14 protein-coding genes are annotated in these 16,938 nt (G+C 71.2%); 13 read left to right on the forward strand and 1 reads right to left on the reverse strand.

Annotation, left to right across the window (positions count from 1 at the left end; translation table 11 throughout):
- Positions 1-21 precede the first annotated feature (21 nt).
- The 4 genes from pheT to BMY89_RS04505 all read left to right on the forward strand — a co-directional run bounded on the left by pheT (position 22) and on the right by BMY89_RS04505 (position 5,876).
- A complete protein-coding gene (gene pheT, locus BMY89_RS04490) occupies positions 22-2,601 on the forward strand; it encodes a phenylalanine--tRNA ligase subunit beta (protein WP_092375049.1) in 2,580 nt (859 codons plus the stop codon).
- A gap of 262 nt (positions 2,602-2,863) precedes the next feature.
- Positions 2,864-4,066 (forward strand): nucleotide sugar dehydrogenase, encoded by a 1,203-nt coding sequence (locus tag BMY89_RS04495; protein WP_092375053.1) that lies wholly within the window; start codon positions 2,864-2,866, stop codon positions 4,064-4,066.
- The gene (locus BMY89_RS04500; protein WP_092375055.1) at positions 4,063-4,842 is read left to right on the forward strand and encodes a glycosyltransferase family 2 protein; all 780 of its coding nucleotides are present in this window, start codon (positions 4,063-4,065) and stop codon (positions 4,840-4,842) included. The genes BMY89_RS04495 and BMY89_RS04500 overlap by 4 nt, the downstream gene beginning before the upstream one ends.
- 8 nt (positions 4,843-4,850) lie before the next feature.
- Positions 4,851-5,876, forward strand: a complete 1,026-nt coding sequence (locus BMY89_RS04505) for an NAD-dependent epimerase/dehydratase family protein (RefSeq protein WP_092375058.1) — start codon at positions 4,851-4,853, stop codon at positions 5,874-5,876.
- A gap of 60 nt (positions 5,877-5,936) precedes the next feature.
- Here the strand turns inward: BMY89_RS04505 and BMY89_RS04510 are convergent, their stop codons facing one another.
- Positions 5,937-6,815, reverse strand: coding sequence for a Crp/Fnr family transcriptional regulator (locus tag BMY89_RS04510; RefSeq protein ID WP_092375063.1), 879 nt, complete (start codon positions 6,813-6,815; stop codon positions 5,937-5,939).
- Between the two features lie 166 nt (positions 6,816-6,981).
- Between BMY89_RS04510 and BMY89_RS04515 the strand changes: the two genes are divergently transcribed.
- The 9 genes from BMY89_RS04515 to BMY89_RS04555 all read left to right on the forward strand — a co-directional run bounded on the left by BMY89_RS04515 (position 6,982) and on the right by BMY89_RS04555 (position 16,875).
- Positions 6,982-7,824 carry a hypothetical protein gene (locus tag BMY89_RS04515; RefSeq protein ID WP_092375066.1) on the forward strand — a complete coding sequence of 281 codons (843 nt, stop codon included), beginning with the start codon at positions 6,982-6,984 and terminating at the stop codon, positions 7,822-7,824.
- Positions 7,825-7,913: 89 nt separating this feature from the next.
- Positions 7,914-10,109 (forward strand): hypothetical protein, encoded by a 2,196-nt coding sequence (locus BMY89_RS04520; protein WP_139217895.1) that lies wholly within the window; start codon positions 7,914-7,916, stop codon positions 10,107-10,109.
- Entirely contained in the window at positions 10,106-10,915 is an 810-nt protein-coding gene (locus BMY89_RS04525) for a hypothetical protein (protein ID WP_232521043.1), read from the forward strand. The genes BMY89_RS04520 and BMY89_RS04525 overlap by 4 nt, the downstream gene beginning before the upstream one ends.
- A gap of 141 nt (positions 10,916-11,056) precedes the next feature.
- Positions 11,057-12,058, forward strand: a complete 1,002-nt coding sequence (gene argC, locus BMY89_RS04530) for an N-acetyl-gamma-glutamyl-phosphate reductase (RefSeq protein WP_092375072.1) — start codon at positions 11,057-11,059, stop codon at positions 12,056-12,058.
- A gap of 114 nt (positions 12,059-12,172) precedes the next feature.
- Positions 12,173-13,345: a bifunctional glutamate N-acetyltransferase/amino-acid acetyltransferase ArgJ gene (gene argJ / locus BMY89_RS04535; protein ID WP_092375075.1), complete on the forward strand. Its 1,173-nt coding sequence runs from the start codon at positions 12,173-12,175 to the stop codon at positions 13,343-13,345.
- Positions 13,342-14,229 carry an acetylglutamate kinase gene (gene argB, locus BMY89_RS04540; protein WP_092375078.1) on the forward strand — a complete coding sequence of 296 codons (888 nt, stop codon included), beginning with the start codon at positions 13,342-13,344 and terminating at the stop codon, positions 14,227-14,229. Before argJ ends, argB begins: the two co-directional genes overlap by 4 nt.
- Complete coding sequence (locus tag BMY89_RS04545) at positions 14,226-15,440, forward strand: acetylornithine transaminase (RefSeq protein WP_092375082.1); 1,215 nt, start codon at positions 14,226-14,228, stop codon at positions 15,438-15,440. Before argB ends, BMY89_RS04545 begins: the two co-directional genes overlap by 4 nt.
- Entirely contained in the window at positions 15,437-16,363 is a 927-nt protein-coding gene (gene argF, locus BMY89_RS04550; protein ID WP_092375085.1) for an ornithine carbamoyltransferase, read from the forward strand. Before BMY89_RS04545 ends, argF begins: the two co-directional genes overlap by 4 nt.
- Entirely contained in the window at positions 16,360-16,875 is a 516-nt protein-coding gene (locus BMY89_RS04555; RefSeq protein ID WP_092375087.1) for an arginine repressor, read from the forward strand. Before argF ends, BMY89_RS04555 begins: the two co-directional genes overlap by 4 nt.
- The last annotated feature ends 63 nt before the right edge of the window (positions 16,876-16,938 follow it).

Consider the following 16,938-nt stretch of genomic DNA (forward strand, 5'->3'; position numbering starts at 1 on the left):
CGGAGACGGTGGTTACGAGTCATGCGAGTTTCTGTCAGTTGGCTGCGGGAGTACGTCGACATCCCGGCCGACCTGCCCGTCGGTGAGTTGGAGCAGGCCCTGATCGACCTCGGTATCGAGGTCGAGTCCATCGTGGACCTGTCCGCCACGGTGACCGGGCAGTTGGTGGTCGGCGAGGTCCTGGAGATCGAGGAGCTGACCGGCTTCAAGAAGCCGATCCGGTTCTGCCGGGTGGACGTCGGCGCCGCAAACGGCACCGGCGAGCCGCAGGAGATCGTCTGCGGGGCACGCAACTTCGCCCCTGGTGACCGGGTCGCGGTGATCCTGCCCGGTGGCGTGCTGCCGGGTGGCTTCGCCATCGGCGCGCGCAAGACGTACGGGCGCAACTCCAACGGCATGATCTGCTCCGCCAGGGAACTGGGTCTGGGCGACGACCACGACGGCATCGTCGTGCTGCCGGCGGACACCCCGGCCAAGCCCGGCGACGACGCCCGGCCGGTGGTCGGGCTCGACGACATAGTCGTCGAGGTGGAGATCACCCCGGATCGGGGCTACCAGATGTCGCTGCGCGGGCTGGCCCGCGAACTGGCCCAGGCCCTCGGGGTCGGCTTCCGGGACCCGGGCCGCGTCCCCGCGACGGCCGGCACGACCGAGCCGGCGTACCCGGTGCAGGTGCGCGACACGGTCGGCTGCGACCGGTTCGCGGCCCGACTGGTGCGCGGCGTCGACCCGACGGCGCAGACGCCGAACTGGATGCAGCAGCGGCTCACCGTCGCCGGCATCCGCAGCATCTCGCTGCCCGTCGACATCACCAACTACGTGATGCTCGAACTCGGCCAGCCGATGCACGCCTACGACGCCGACCGGATCGCCGGCCCGCTCGTGGTCCGGCGGGCCGAGCCGGGCGAGAAGCTGACCACGCTCGACGGGGTGACCCGCGCGCTCGCGCCGGAGGACATGGTCATCTGCGACGCCGGGCTGCCGAACCCGCTCGCCGGCGAGGGCGCCGGTGTACCGATCTCGCTCGCTGCCGTGATGGGCGGCGAGACCAGCGAGGTGGTGGCGAGCACCGTGAACGTGCTCTTCGAGGCCGCGCACTGGGACCCGGTGATGGTCGGGCGAACCGCCCGCCGGCACAAGCTGTTCAGCGAGGCCGCGAAGCGCTGGGAGCGGGGCGTCGACCCGGCCCTGCCCCTGGTCGCCCTCGACCGGGCGGTCGCACTGCTCACCCGGCACGCGGGCGGCGACGCCGGCGCGGAGGTGCTGGACCTCGACCACGTCCGGCCGCGTACCCCGATCGTCCTGCCGGTCGACCTGCCCAGCCGGCGGGTCGGCGTGGACTACCCGCCGGCCCGGGTGATCGCCCTGTTGGAGCAGGTCGGCTGCACCGTCGCCCGGGGCGCCGACCGGTTGGCCGAGGACCCGGGCGACGCGGGTGTCGCCACTGTGGACGGCGAGGCGCTCAGCGTCACCCCGCCGACCTGGCGGCTCGACCTCACCGACCCGGCCGACCTGGTCGAGGAGGTGGCCCGCCTCGACGGGTACGCCAACGTGCCCTCGCTGCTACCGACCGCCCCGCCCGGTCGGGGGCTGACCTGGCAGCAGCGACGTAACCGGTCGGTGTCCCGCTCGCTGGCCGAGCGGGGGCACGTCGAGGTGCTCGCGCATCCGTTCGTCTCGCCCGGCTTCGCCGACCAGCTCGGCCTGCCCGAGGGCGACCCCCGCCGCCAGGCGGTGCGGCTGGCCAACCCGCTGTCGGAGGAGGAGCCGCTGCTGCGCACCATGCTGCTCGGCCCGCTGCTCGGCATCGTCAAGCGCAACCTCGGCCGTGGTCTGCGTGACCTGTCCCTCTACGAGATCGGCACGGTCTTCCACCCGCGTCCGGACGCCGGCAGCCCACCGGCGATGGGTGTCGACCGGCGACCCACCGACGCGGAGTTCGCCGTCGCCGACGCGGTCGTGCCGCACCAGCCCCGGCACGTCGCCGTCGTGCTGACCGGCGACGTCGAGCCGGCCGGCTGGTGGGGCGGCGGCCGGGCGGCCAACTGGGCCGACGCGGTCGAGGCGGGCCGCGCGGTCCTCGCCGCCGCCGGGGTGCCCGACTGGCGGGTCGAGGTGCGGGCCACCGAGTACGCCCCCTGGCATCCCGGCCGCTGCGCCGAGCTGCTGGTCGACGGGGTGGTCGTCGGGCACGCCGGCGAGCTGCACCCGGCGGTCGTGGCGACGCTGGAGCTGCCGCGGCGTACCTGCGCGATGGAGCTGGACCTGGACGCGCTGCCGGTGCCGCCGGTGGCGTCCGCGCCCACGGTCTCCGGTTTTCCGCCGGCGCTCATCGACGTGGCGCTCGTGGTGGACGACCAGGTCCCCGCCGAGGCGGTCCGGCAGGCCCTCGCCGAGGGCGCCGGTGAGCTGCTGGAGTCGGTGCGACTGTTCGACGTGTACGCCTCGGAGCAGCTCGGTGCCGGGCGCAAGTCGCTGGCCTACAAGCTCGCCTTCCGCGCACCGGACCGGACGCTGACCGTCGACGAGGCGGTCGCCGCCCGCGACGCCGCCGTGGCCCGCGCCGCCGAACTCTTCGGCGCCACCCTCCGAGGCGCCTGAGATGTAAGGAAGGGCCCCTTCTTAACGCCTCGCGTAGAGGAGGGGCCCCTTCTTAACACCCGTCGGCGCTCGGCACTCGTCGGCGGGTACGGGTCGGCGCGTGCCGTTGGTGATGGCGGGGACGCGCAGGGTGACGGGTTGGCCGAAAGGTCAACACCGGTGGCTGTTTGGTTACCCGCGAGTTATGTCCGAGCGGTTAGCCTGCTTGGATTCCGAGTACCCGTCGACGACCACACCCCGCCACCCCCACGGGAGTCCCCTCATGTCCGTTGATCGACCCGCCACGGTCGACGTCTGCATAGTCGGTGGTTGTGGCCGGGTGGGCCTGCCACTGGGCATCGCCTTCGCCGCCCGTGGGCTCTCCGTCGTGCTGTACGACATCAACGCCGACGCGGTTGCCACCGTCAACGCCGCCACGCTGCCCTTCGCCGAGGCGGGCGCCGCCGAGCCGCTCGCCGAGGCGGTCGCCGCCGGTCGGCTGCGAGCCACCACCGACCCGGCGTCGGTCGGTGTCTCCGAGCATCTGGTGGTCGTGGTGGGTACCCCGGTCGACGAGCACCTGAACCCGGATCTCGGTGCCGTGCCCCGGGCCCTGGAGCGCTGCGCCGAGCACCTGCGGGACGGGCAGCTGATCGTGTTGCGGAGCACCGTCTACCCGGGCGTGACCGCGCTGACCGAGAAGCTGCTGACCGGCAAGGGGGTGCACGCGGACGTCGCCTTCTGCCCCGAACGCATCGCCGAGGGGCACGCGATGACCGAGCTGTTCGCCCTGCCGCAGATCGTGGCGGCGCGCACGCCGGAGGCACTGGCGCGGGCGGAGAAGCTGTTCCGGCACCTGACCGACCGGATCGTGCCGCTGCTGCCCGAGGAGGCGGAGCTGGCGAAGCTGTTCACCAACACCTGGCGGTACATCAAGTTCGCCACCGCCAACCAGTTCTGGATGATGGCCAACGACTTCGGGCTGGACTTCGCCCGGATCCGGCACGCGGTGGCGTACGACTATCCGCGCGCGGCGGATCTGCCGATGCCCGGGTTCGCCGCCGGGCCGTGCCTGTTCAAGGACACCATGCAGCTGGCGGCCTTCAACCGGAACAACTTCGTGCTCGGCCACTCGGCGATGCTGATCAACGAGGGGCTGCCGCTGTACCTGGTGTCCCGGCTGGAGGACCGGTTCGACCTGGCCAGCTCGACGGTGGGCATTCTCGGCATGGCCTTCAAGGGCGGCAGCGACGACCCCCGGGAGAGCCTGGCGTACAAGCTGCGCAAGATCCTGGCGCTCAAGACCCGGGAAACGTTGTGCACCGACCCGTACGTGGCCGACGAACGGTTCGTCGACCTGGACGAGGTGCTGCGCCGGGCGGACCTGCTGGTCATCGCCGCGCCGCACGAGCAGTACGCCCGCCTCGACACCGACAAGCCGGTGATCGACATGTGGGGCCTGACCGGGCAGGGGGTGCGGGTGTGATCCCACGGGTCTCGGTGATCGTGCCGGTCTACAACGAGGGCGAGGCGATCGTCCGCTGCCTGGAGCGGATGCTGCGGGAGATGCTGCTCCCCGCCGAGGTGCTCATCGTGCACGACATGCCCGAGGACACCACGGTTCCGTACGTCGCGCAGATCGCCCGCAGCGATCCGCGGGTGCGGGCGGTGCTCAACACGTACGGCCGGGGCCCGGCCAACGCGATCCGGTTCGGCATCGACGCGGCGCTGGCGCCGGTCACGGTGGTGACGATGGCCGACGGCTGTGATGATCCACGGCAGATCGACGAGTTGGCCCGGCTGGTGGACCGGGGTGTGGTGGTCGCCGCCGCTTCCCGGTACATGCCGGGCGGCCAGCAGGTCGGCGGGCCGAGGCTGAAGCGGGCGATGTCCCGGTGGGCGGGGCGTAGCCTGTACTGGCTCGCCCGGGTGGGTACCCGGGACGCCACCAACAGCTTCAAGGCGTACGACACGGCGTTCGTCCGCGAGGTCGGCATCGAGTCGCGGACCGGTTTCGAGATCGGGCTGGAGTTGACGGCGAAGGCGACCCGGCTGCGGCTGCCGGTGGCCGAGATACCGACCATCTGGCTGGACCGGCCGCTCGGCGAGTCCCACTTCGACCTGGGTCGCTTCCTCCCCGGCTACCTGCGCTGGTACCTGTTCGCCTACGGTCGACGGTTGAGCCGGGAGAAGCTGACCGCCCGGGTCGCGCCGGTGGTCGCGCCGACCGCGCACGGCACCGAGTACGAGAAGACGGCATAGGAGCGTACGTGGCGAAGGTCCTGGTAACTGGTTCGGCCGGCTTCATCGGTGGCTACCTCGTCTCGGAGCTGCTGGACCGGGGTCACGAGGTGGTCGGCGTGGACAACTTCTCGAAGTACGGTCCGGTCACCCACAGCTACGATCGCCATCCCCGGTTCCGGTTCGTCGAGGGGGACGCCCGGGACACCGACCTGCTGACCGAGCTGCTCGATGGCTGCGACCACCTGGTCGCCGGTGCGGCGATGATCGGCGGGATCTCCTACTTCCACGCGTACGCCTACGACCTGCTCGCCACCAACGAGCGGATCATGGCGGCGACCTGCGACGCGGCGATCCGGGCGCACCAGGGCGGCCGGCTTGCCAAGGTCACCTACCTCTCCTCATCGATGGTGTTCGAGTCCACCGAACACTGGCCGAGCCGGGAGGGCGACGAGCGGCGTATCCCGCCGCCGCTGTCCTCGTACGGCTTCCAGAAGCTGGCCGTGGAGTACTACGCCCGGGCGGCCTGGGACCAGTACCAGGTGCCGTACACGATCGTGCGTCCGTTCAACTGTGTCGGGGTGGGGGAGGGGCGGGCGCTGGGTCAGGCCGAGGTGCTCTCCGGCAACGTGAAGCTGGCCATGTCGCACGTGGTGCCCGACCTGGTGCAGAAGATCGTCAAGGGCCAGGACCCGTTGCACATCCTCGGCGAGGGCGACCAGGTGCGGCACTACACCTACGGCGGGGACCTGGCGCGCGGCATCGCGCTCGCCGTCGAGCACCCGGCGGCCCGCAACGAGGACTTCAACCTCTCCACCGCCGAGTCGACCACCGTGCTGGAGCTGGCCGAGCTGATCTGGCGCAAGATCAAGGGGCCGGACGTGCCGTTCCGGCACGTCAGTGACGAGCCTTTCCGGTACGACGTGCGCAAGCGCGTCCCGGACACCACCAAGGCCGGCGAGGTGCTGGGTTTCACCGCCACCACCTCGTTGGACGAGATGCTCGACGAGGTCATCCCCTGGGTGACCCGGGCGGTGACCGAGGGCCGCCTCTGATCCGGCGAACGTGCGTGCAAGGGTCCCTTCCTGACGCTTTGCACACACGAAGGGACCCGGTCAACAGTCGTCGAGACGGCCCAGGGCCCGCAGACGCGGCAGGTCGCGGACCTTCATCCGGCGATAGTCGGTTTCGACGAGTCCCTCGGTACGCAACTCCCGCAGGCTCTTCTGAATAGAGGTCTCGGAGGCACCGCAGATCGTGGCGAGTTCGGGTTGGGTGAGCCGGACGTCGATGACAATCCCGTCCGGCGCCTGTTGGCCGTGAGTGCGAGACATCTCTGCCACGACCCGGGCAACCCTGATCTTGACCGGGTACGAGGTGAAGTCGATCCGTCGCCGGTTCGACCAACGCAACCGGTCCGAAACCATGGCGGCGAGTTCGAGTGCCGCATCGGGGTTGCTTCTGAGGAAGCCGCGGAACCGTTCGGACGTGATCACGCTGTACCGGGCGGCTCCGCATGCGGTGACCGTCGCCGACCGTGGTTGGTCGTTGAGCGCTGACATCTCGCCCACCAGATCGCCGCCGACGCGCAGAGACAACAGCGCGGCACGGCCGTCGGGTAGTGCGGCGGTGACCTTTGTAAGCCCGTCCTCGATCAGGACGAGGTGCGACTCCCGACGCCCCTCGTGGATCAGGATCTGGCCGGCCGGCACTCGACGGCGGACACCGAGAGCCAGGAGCGCGGTGCGTACGGCGGGGGAGAGCCGCTGTAGGAACGTTCCGTAGGGCCACTGCGGGATCGGGGACGATTCTCGCCGCATCAAGGCTCCCACTCCTCTCATCCATCGACAGCGGGCGAAGCGTACCCGGTCACGTCGGGTGCGCGAGGCATGGCTCAGCAGAGTCGTCGCGACCAGGTAGGCAACCAGCAGGCCGAGGGTCAGCAGCGGCTCCAACCCCAGGTCGAGAAGTACGTCGATCGGTATGGTCCACATGCCACCAGCTCACCGCTGATCCGCCGGCCGGATGCCCGGACAGGAAGGGATGACAATTGGTGGACAGCCGGTGTGATGCCGTACTTCTACGGGGTCTCCGCCGGCGGCCGAGACTTGGATGTCCCCTGATGCCCGGCTCCGTCGGGCCTTGGTGAGGGGTGACGACATGCGACATCCGGAGCGGCGGCTGCTGATCTGTGTTGACATGGAACGCTACAGCCGGCGCAGCAACGTCCAGCAGTACGAGGCGCAGCGGGACTTCCACCAGTTGCTGGAGGAAGCGGCCAGCGACGTGGGGTTGGACCGGGTCGGTTGGACGACGCAGCAGGCCGGCGACGGGGAACTGGCGATCCTGCCCCGAGACCTTCCCGAGGCGCGAATCATCGGCCGCTTCGTACCGGAGCTGAACCGGCGGCTGCGACGCTACAACGCCAGTCGCCTTCCGGTGGCCCGCATCCGACTCAGGGTCGCGGTGCACCAAGGCATGGTGCACCTAGACGGTGCCAAGGGTTTTCCCGGCCAGGCGGTGGTGCTGGTGAGTCGGCTGTGTGACGCGGCCGTCGTACGCCGGGCGCTGGCCGCCTTTCCTGATGGGGGAATCGCCCTGGTCGTCTCCTCCGACATCTACCGCGACGTGGTCACCGAGTATCCCGAGGAGATCCGCCCGGAACGGTTCCGGCGGATCGATGTGGTCCACGCGGACAAGGGATTTCAGGAGCAGGCCTGGCTCTGCGTTGTTGACGAGGACATCACCTCGTGGGTGGACGACGGATCGCTGGTGCCGACCCTCCCTCCGGGGGACCCCACGCCGGAGCCCACCCGGTCTACCGATCCAGAACGCGGCGGCTCGGTGCGCGCTGGCTCGGAGCCCGGCGGCGCGCCCCCCGTCTCGGGCGGGATCCGCACCGGGGACATCACCGTCGAGGGCCAGAACGCTATCGGTCCCGGCGCCATGGCGATCGGCTCCGTCGGTCGCGACGCGATCCTTCGTCCGGGCACGGACCGGTGAGCGACCTTTACGCGGAGTCGGCGGCGCACGATTCCGCGGACAGCACCGACCGGGACCCTCCGACACCTGCCGGTGCCAGGCCGGGTTCCGTGGGCGACGCGCAGGATGGGGAGCACAGCGGGCCGGTGCGGGAGGCCAGCTCGACGGCGCAGGATCCGGCCGGGGCGGATCCTGCGGCTGAAGCAGATGACACGGAGGACGTCGAGGAGCCACTCGACTCCGGCGACGTGCTGCGCAGACTCGCCGGTCTGCTCGGCGGCAGTGCCCGGATCGACGTCGGCGACATGCTCGTACGGGGCCAGAACGCGACAGGTCATGGAGCCCTGGCGATCGGCACGGTCAACGTCACCGCGGCGTCCGCGGCGGCCCAAGGCGGTCGGGTCTGGTCGGAGACGCTCAGCGAGACGACTGTACGGGGGGTGGCTGACGGGTACGCCTCCGCAGTTAGTGACCAACAGCTCGACCGGTTTCTGAAGCAGCGCCACCTGGTGTGCCTGTCCGGTCCGCCAGGCAGCGGACGATTCACCTCGGCGCTGGTGGCCTCGGCCCGCAGGCACGGTCTCGACCGGGTGGGCGTTCTCGGTGTCGAACATCTCGCCGACCTGCTCGGTGTGGATCCGGGCCCGCCTCGCGGCTGCGGGTACGTGCTGCGGCTGACCGATGACGCGGTCTCTGCGGTGGACGGCTTCACGCTCGTGGCGCTGGCGTCGCGCGCCGAGGCCAACGAAGTGACGCTGCTGCTGGTCGGCGACTTCTCCCGACGGCTCCGGGATTTCGGCGGGCATGTGATCGAGCACCGGCCGGCACCGGCGGGCGAGGTGTTCCGCACCCGCCTACGACGCGAACTGGCCGGCCGGTGCGTGGGCTTCTGTTCGGGTGGCTGTGACGCCGAGTGCGTGGAGAGGTATGCCGACGAGGAGTGCGGCCGGCACCCGCTGCTCTCGGCCTACCTCGCCGGCGAACCCCGCCCGCGTGAGGTGGTACCGGTGGTGGAGGCGATCTCCCGTACTGTGCCACGCGCCGGGCTGCTGACCGACCGGCTGGCACAGCTACTGCCCCGACAGCTCCGCGAACGCGCCGCCAGCATCCTGGACCCCGATGCCGGGGTTGGTGCCTCGGTCGGCTGGTCTAGGGAACAGGTGCGAGCTTTCCGGCTCTCCTGTGCGGTTCTGGCGGGATTGTCGACGCCCGAGATCCGGCTCGCCGCCGAGCGCCTGGTAGCGGCCGAGGCGGCGGAGCGGCCGGCGACCGCCCCGGTGCGTCTTCACGGTGCCACGCTCGACGAGCTGCTTGGACCTACCTTGCGGGCCGCGGTGATCGTCCCTGGTGACGGATGGGCGACCGGCGGGGTGCGGATCCAGTTCGCGCCGGGCAGCGAAGAACTGCGAGCAGCCGTACTCGATGTGGCGTGGTCCGAGTGGTGGCCGCCCCGGGTGCTGCTCGGCTGGCTCGCGGACCTGGTCCGCGCCGACCTTTCGGACATGCGGCAGGCGGCGGCGGGGGCCATCGGCTGGTCGGCCGGCAGGGACGTGCAGGCGGGCCTGGACACAGTGCGGGAGTTGGCTCGAGAACGCCGGGCCGGGGTACGTCAGGCCGCCGCGATCGTCCTTGTCGCGATGGCAATGCAGCCTCGCCTCAGGCAGCGCGTCCGCGTCGAGCTGGACCGCTGGGCCGCCGGGCCGGCGGCGCATCTGAGGGACACGGTGGCCCGCGCCCACGAACTCGGGCTGGCCCGCCTCTGGCCGGACGCGGCGCTGGTCCAGCTTCGCCTCGTCGCGTCGGCGCGGATGCAACGCTGGAACAATTCGGTGGCGCGCGGCCTGGTCGAGGTCTACCAGGGCGGCCACGCCGCGGCATTGGTGCCCGCGTTGGTCGAGTGGACCAGGTCGAGCGATCGCGAGGTGCGGCTGCATGCCGCGCGGACTCTCCGGGTCCTTGCCGATCGTTGGGCACGGCCACCCCGGGAGCAGTGGCCCGAGCTGGTGGACCTCGCCCGGACGGAGGTCATTTCCCCCGATGACCTGGCAACTCTCTGGGCGACCGCGCTGAGCCTGCCGGAGACGGCGTACCGCGCCTGGCGGACGCTCGGCTTTTGGCTCGACCGGGCCGACGGCCAGCCGGAGATCGCCGGGTACGTCCTGGCGCTACTGCGGCTCGTGGTGGCCGGGCGGCCCCCGCTGCGCCGGCGGCTCGACCACCAACTGCGGCATGTGTGGCGCCCGGTCATGCCCCGGAACGCCCTCCTGGACGATGTCGGACACCTGATCTGTGAGGACAGTCGATGACCACTCAATCCCCCGGTAACCCGCACCTCCGCACCTCCGTACCGAGGCAGGAGGAGCGCCGATGGTGGCACTCGGTCTTTCCGCCGGCGCCCGCTCCGCCGGTGGCGGCACCCGTGCGGGTGACCTTCCGGCAGGACGTACCGCAACCTCTCCTGGTGCCCGCGAAGGGCGACGCCTTCGACTTCAGCCTGCATACCGTCTACCTCTGGACGGCACCGAACATGTCCTTCGAGGATCTGCGGCTGCGTGCCGAGGCGCTGCTGCCGTGGGCGGGTGGGATCGTTCGGGAGCGAGCGGTCGACCTTGCCCGCGAGCACGAGCCGCACCGGGCCTACGACCTAGAAAGGGCGCTGAACAACCTGTTGATGCACCAACGTTGGCCGCAGGACGCAAACCTGCCGCAGTTCGGGGTTCACCTGCGGGTGAGACCTGACGAGCGGGTGCGGGAGCGGCTCCGACCGTACTGGGAAGAGCGGATCAAGCTCGAATGCGACCACGAACTGCATAAGATCCGCGCTCGGCAGGCCGACGACCTAACCCGCCAATGGGGCGCGGTGCTGCGCAGCCTTGAGGACGACCCGGTCACCGCGCACGCGGCCCGGCTGGCCGGCGAGCGGTTCGCCGAGATCTTCCACCGCTATGTCGAGGAGCGCCGGGAGAGCGTGCCGGACCTGGTGAACCTCCTCAGGGAGGCGGTCAAGGGGCACGGCGATCTCGGTCTCGGCCCGTCGGAGTACACCCAGGCATGGGACGTCGCGCTGCGGACGTATGAACGCCAGCACGGATTGACGGAGCGGATCAACTGACCGCGTGGTGGTCCTCCCAGGCACCGGAGGACCACCACGCCCCGAAGCCCGACAACCACATTTTCATGCAGCATTACGTATGATCTTGCAAAACTCGCTGAGTCCCCTTATTCTTGTCCGCATAGTCATGCGGAGGTGGGTATGGGGATCCGGGTTTCGGTGGCCGGGGCGAGTGGGTACGCCGGCGGCGAACTGCTGCGTCTGCTCGCCGGGCATCCCGAGTTCGACCTGGTGGCCGCCACCGCGCACAGCCAGGCCGGTCAGCGGGTCGACGCGATTCACCCCCACCTTACCGGCCTGGACCTGACCTTCGCCGAGACGACACCGGGCCGGCTGGCCGATGCCGACCTGGTGTTTCTCGCCCTGCCGCACGGCCAGTCCGCCGCGATCGCGGCACAGTTGCCCGACGGCGTCCGGGTCGTGGACCTCGGCGCGGACCACCGGCTCATCGACAGCGGCAGCTGGGACCGCTACTACGGCGGCCCGCACGCCGATGCGTGGACCTACGGCCTGCCCGAACTGCCCGGTCAGCGGGAGTTGATCGCGGGATCGGCCCGGGTCGCCAGTACCGGCTGCTACGCCGCGACGATCATCCTGGCGCTCGCCCCACTGATCGCCGCCGGCGTCGCCCAGCCTGCCGATGTGGTGGTCGTCGCCGCCTCGGGGACCTCCGGCGCCGGCCGGGCTGCCAAATCGCACCTGCTCGCCAGCGAGGTGATGGGGGACCTGTCGCCCTACAAGGTCGGCGCGCACCAGCACGTACCCGAGATCAAGCAGGCCACCGGCGCGACCGGGCTGTCCTTCACCCCGGTGCTCGCGCCGATTCCGCGCGGCATCCTGGCCACCGTGACCGCGCTGCCGGTCGACGGGGCCGACCCGCGCGCGGTGTTGGCCGAGGCGTACGCGGACGCCCCGTTCGTGCATCTGCTGCCCGAGGGCCGTTGGCCGCACACCGCCGCGACGCTGGGGAGCAACTCGTGCCACCTACAGGCGGGCGTCGACGTCGACTCCGGCCGGCTGATCGTGGTCTCCGCCCTGGACAACCTCGGCAAGGGCGCCGCAGGTCAGGCGGTGCAGAACGCCAATCTGATGTTCGGTCTGCCCGAAACCACGGGCCTGTCCAGTCTGGGGGTCGCACCGTGAGCGCCAGGAGCGCAGCGCAGCGGAGTCCCGCAGTCGCGAACGAAAGGATGGCACCGTGAGCGCGAGGAGCGCAGCGCAGCGGAGTCCCGCAGTCGCGAACGAAAGGTCGGCTCGGTGACCGTCACCACGCCACGGGGCTTCCGGGCGGCCGGGGTGGCCGCCGGCCTCAAGAGCAGCGGCGCGCCCGACGTGGCGTTGGTGGTCAACGACGGCCCCGACGCCGGGGTCGCCGCGGTCTTCACCGGCAACCGGGTCAAGGCCGCGCCGGTGCTCTGGAGCCAGCAGGTCGTCCGGGGTGGCGTGGTCCGGGCCGTGGTGCTCAACTCCGGTGGGGCGAACGCCTGCACCGGCCCGGCCGGCTTCCAGGACACCCACGCCACCGCCGAGCACACCGCCGCGACGCTGACCTCCAGCAGCCCGCGCCGGATGCTCGGCGCGGGCGAGGTGGCGGTCTGCTCCACTGGTCTGATCGGTGAGCGGCTGCCGATGCCCGCGCTGCTTGCCGGCGTGGACGCCGCCGTACGTGGGCTCTCGTCCGACGGCGGGCCAGCCGCCGCCGAAGCGATCATGACCACCGACACCCGGCCGAAGACCACCGTGGCGCGCGGCGACGGCTGGACCGTCGGCGGCATGGCCAAGGGCGCCGGGATGTTGGCCCCGGCCATGGCCACCATGCTCTGCGTGCTCACCACCGATGCGGTGGCCGGTCCGGACCTGCTCGACGCCGCGCTGCGCGCCGCCACCCGGGTCACCCTCGACCGGGTCGACTCCGACGGCTGCATGTCGACAAACGACACGGTGCTGCTGCTGTCCAGCGGCGCCTCCGGCGTCGCGCCGAGCGAGGCCGAGCTGACCGCCGCGGTCACCGCCACCTGCCACGACCTGGCCCAGCAGTTGCTCGCCGACGCCGAGGGCGCCACCAAGCAGGTCACCATCGACGTCGTCGGTGCTGCCGCCGAGGACGAGGCGGTCGAGGTGGGCCGGGCGGTGGCCCGCAACAACCTGGTGAAGACCGCGCTGTTCGGCAACGACCCGAACTGGGGGCGGATCCTCGCCGCCGTCGGCACTACCGCCGCCGCGTTCGATCCGGACAGCGTCGACGTGGCGGTCAACGGCATCTGGGTCTGCCGGTCGGGTGCGGCGGCCGAGGACCGGTCGAAGGTCGACCTCACCGGCCGGGACGTCACCATCCGGATCGACCTGCACGCCGGCACCGCCGAGGCGACGGTGTGGACCAACGACCTGTCGCACGCCTACGTGCACGAGAACTCGGCGTACTCGACATGAACCTGACCTCCGACCTCGCCCGCGCCCAGGCCAAGGCCGCCACCCTGATCGAGGCGCTGCCCTGGCTGGTCCGCCTCTCCGGCTCGACCGTCGTGATCAAGTACGGCGGTAACGCGATGGTCGACCCGGAGTTGCAGCGGGCCTTCGCCGCCGACATGGTGTTTCTGCGCTATGTCGGCCTCAAGCCGGTCGTGGTGCACGGCGGTGGGCCGCAGATCTCGGCCATGCTCGGCCGGCTGGGCATCGACAGCGAGTTCCGGGGCGGCCTGCGGGTGACCACCCCGGAGGCGATGGATGTCGTCCGGATGGTGCTGTTCGGGCAGGTCGGCCGGGAACTGGTCGGTCTGATCAACGCGCACGGCCCGTTCGCGGTCGGCCTCTCCGGTGAGGACGCCGGGCTGTTCACCGCCGTGCGGCGGCCGGCGTACGTCGACGGGCAGCCGGTCGACATCGGCCAGGTCGGCGACGTGGAGTCGGTGAACACCTCGGCCGTGGCCGACCTGATCGGTGCCGGCCGCATCCCGGTGATCTCCACGGTGGCCCCGGACGCCGACGGGGTACTGCACAATCTGAACGCCGACACCGCCGCCGCCGCGCTGGCCGTGGCCCTGCGGGCGCGCAAGCTGGTCGTGCTCACCGACGTCTCCGGTCTCTACGCGAACTGGCCCGACACGTCCAGCCTGATCAGCGAGATCACCGCCGACGAGTTGGCGAAGCTCCTGCCGTCGCTGGAGTCGGGCATGGTGCCCAAGATGGAGGCCTGCCTGCGGGCCGTCAGCGGTGGAGTGCCCGCCGCGCACGTCGTCGACGGCCGGGTCGCCCACTCCACCCTGTTGGAAGTGTTCACGTCGGAAGGCTTCGGAACCATGGTGATCCCGTCATGAGTCAGCCCGGTACGAGCGCCCTCGTGCAGCGCTGGCGGCAGTCGATGATGGACAACTACGGCACGCCGCCGCTGGCGCTGGTCTCCGGTTCCGGCGCCGTCGTGGTCGACGAGGCCGGCCGGGAGTACATCGACCTGCTCGGCGGGATAGCTGTCAACTCCCTCGGTCACGCCCACCCGGCCGTGGTGGCCGCCGTGTCGAAGCAGGTCGCCACCCTCGGCCACGTGTCCAACCTGTTCATCGCCGAACCGCCGGTGGCGCTGGCTGAACTGCTGCTGGCACTGGCTGGCCGGCCGGGGCGGGTCTTCCTCGCCAACTCGGGCGCCGAGGCCAACGAGGCGGCGTTCAAGCTGTCCCGGCGTACTGGTCGCACCCATGTGGTCGCCACCGTCGGCGGCTTTCACGGGCGCACCATGGGTGCGCTCGCGCTGACCGGCCAGCCCACCAAGGCCGACCCGTTCCGTCCGCTGCCGGGCGAGGTCACGCACATCCCGTACGGTGATGTCGCCGCCCTGGAGGCGACGGTGACCGAGGCGACCGCCATGGTGATCCTGGAGCCGATCCAGGGCGAGAACGGCGTCGTGGTCCCGCCGGCCGGGTACCTCGCCGCGGCGCGGCGGATCACCGCCCGGCACGGCGCGCTGCTGGTGCTCGACGAGGTGCAGACCGGGGTCGGTCGCACCGGGCACTGGTTCGCCCACCAGGCCGACGGCGTCGAGCCCGACGTGGTGACCCTGGCCAAGGGCCTCGGCGGCGGGTTGCCGATCGGCGCCACTCTCGCCTTCGGTCGGGCCGCCGACCTGCTCGGTCCCGGCTCGCACGGCAGCACCTTCGGCGGCAACCCGGTCAGCTGCGCCGCGGCGCTGGCGGTGATTTCCACGATCGCCCATGAGGGGCTGCTGGACCATGTCAAGCGGGTCGGCGAACGGCTGCGGCGGGGCGTGGAGGGGCTGGACCACCCGCTGGTCGGCGGGGTCCGGGGAGCCGGGCTGCTGCTCGGCATCACGCTGACCGCACCGGTGTCGGTGGCCGTCGCCGAGGCGCTGCGCGGGGCCGGGTTCCTGGTCAATCCGATCCAACCGGACGTGCTCCGCCTGGCCCCACCACTGATCCTCACCGCCGCGCAGGCCGACACCTTCCTGGCCGCCCTTCCCGCCGCCCTCTCCGCGGTGCTCTCGACCGACGCGACGACAACGGAGGTTTCCGGATGACCCGGCACTTCTTGCGGGACGATGATCTGTCGCCCGACGAGCAGGCCGCCGTGCTCGACCTGGCCGCCCGGATGAAGGCCGACCGGTACGGGTACACGCCGCTTGCCGGTCCCCGCTCGGTGGCCGTGCTCTTCGACAAGCAGAGCCTGCGTACCCGGATCTCGTTCGACGCCGGCATCGCCGAACTCGGTGGCCATCCGCTCGTGGTGGACACGCAGGTCACCCACTTCGGGCGGGGCGAGAGTCTCGGCGACGCCGGTCGGGTGCTGTCCCGCTACGTGGCCGCGATCGTGCTGCGTACCCACGGCGACGACCGGATCTCCGAGGTGGCCGCCGGGTCCACCGTGCCGGTGGTCAACGCGCTGACCGACGGGTTCCACCCGTGCCAGCTGCTGGCGGACCTGCTCACCGTTCGCCAGTGGTGTGGCGGCACCGCCGGCCGGACCCTGGCGTACGTCGGTGACGCGGGGAACAACATGGCGCATTCGTACCTGTTGGCCGGGGCGACCGCCGGGATGCACGTGCGGGTGGCCGGTCCGCCCGGTTTCGCACCCGACGCCGACGTGGTGACCCGCGCCGCGGCGATCGCGGCCGGCACCGGCGGCTCGGTCCGGCTGCTGACCGATGCGGTCGCGGCCGTCGAGTCCGCCGACGTGGTCGCCACCGACACCTGGACCTCGATGGGTCAGGAGGACGACGGGCTGGACCGGATCACGCCGTTCCTGCCGTACCAGGTCAACAAGGCCCTGCTCGGGTACGCCGCACCGGAGGCGATCGTGCTGCACTGCCTGCCGGCGCACCGTGGTGAGGAGATCACCGACGACGTCCTCGACGGCCCCCGCAGCGCCGTCTTCGACCAGGCGGAGAATCGGCTGCACGCCCAGAAGGCGCTGCTGACCTTCCTGCTCGGGGAGCAGACATGAGTGCGCCGCTGACCCGTGCCGCCCGGCATGCCCGCATCGTCGAGTTGATCCGCGACACGGCGGTCCGGTCCCAGACCGAGCTGGCCGAGCTGCTCGGCGACGAGGGCGTCCAGGTCACCCAGGCCACCCTTTCCCGGGATCTGAAGGAACTCGGCGCGGTCACCGCCCGGGGCGGGGACGGCCGGGCCGTCTACGTCATCCCGGAGGACGGTCACCGGCCGCTGCGTGATGCCGAGGCGGCGCCGGCCCGCCTCGTGCGGCTGCTACGTGAACTGCTCAACGAGGTCGACTCCAGCGGCAACATCGCGGTACTGCGCACCCCGCCCGGCGCGGCCCAGTACCTGGCCAGCGCGCTGGACCGGGCCGGACTGTCGGAGGTCGTCGGCACCATCGCCGGGGACGACACCATTCTCGTCGTGGCCCGCGAGGCCGACGGCGGAGCTGCGCTCGGCGAGCGGCTCGCCGGCTGGGCCCGCCGCGACGAGAACGTCGAAGGGAACATCACGCCATGACCGTTGTCGCGAGCGCGGGCAGGGAACGAGCGCGGCGAGTGAGCCCCGCAGTCGGGAGCGGAA

This window comes from Micromonospora phaseoli (assembly GCF_900109115.1).
GTDB lineage: Bacteria > Actinomycetota > Actinomycetes > Mycobacteriales > Micromonosporaceae > Micromonospora > Micromonospora phaseoli.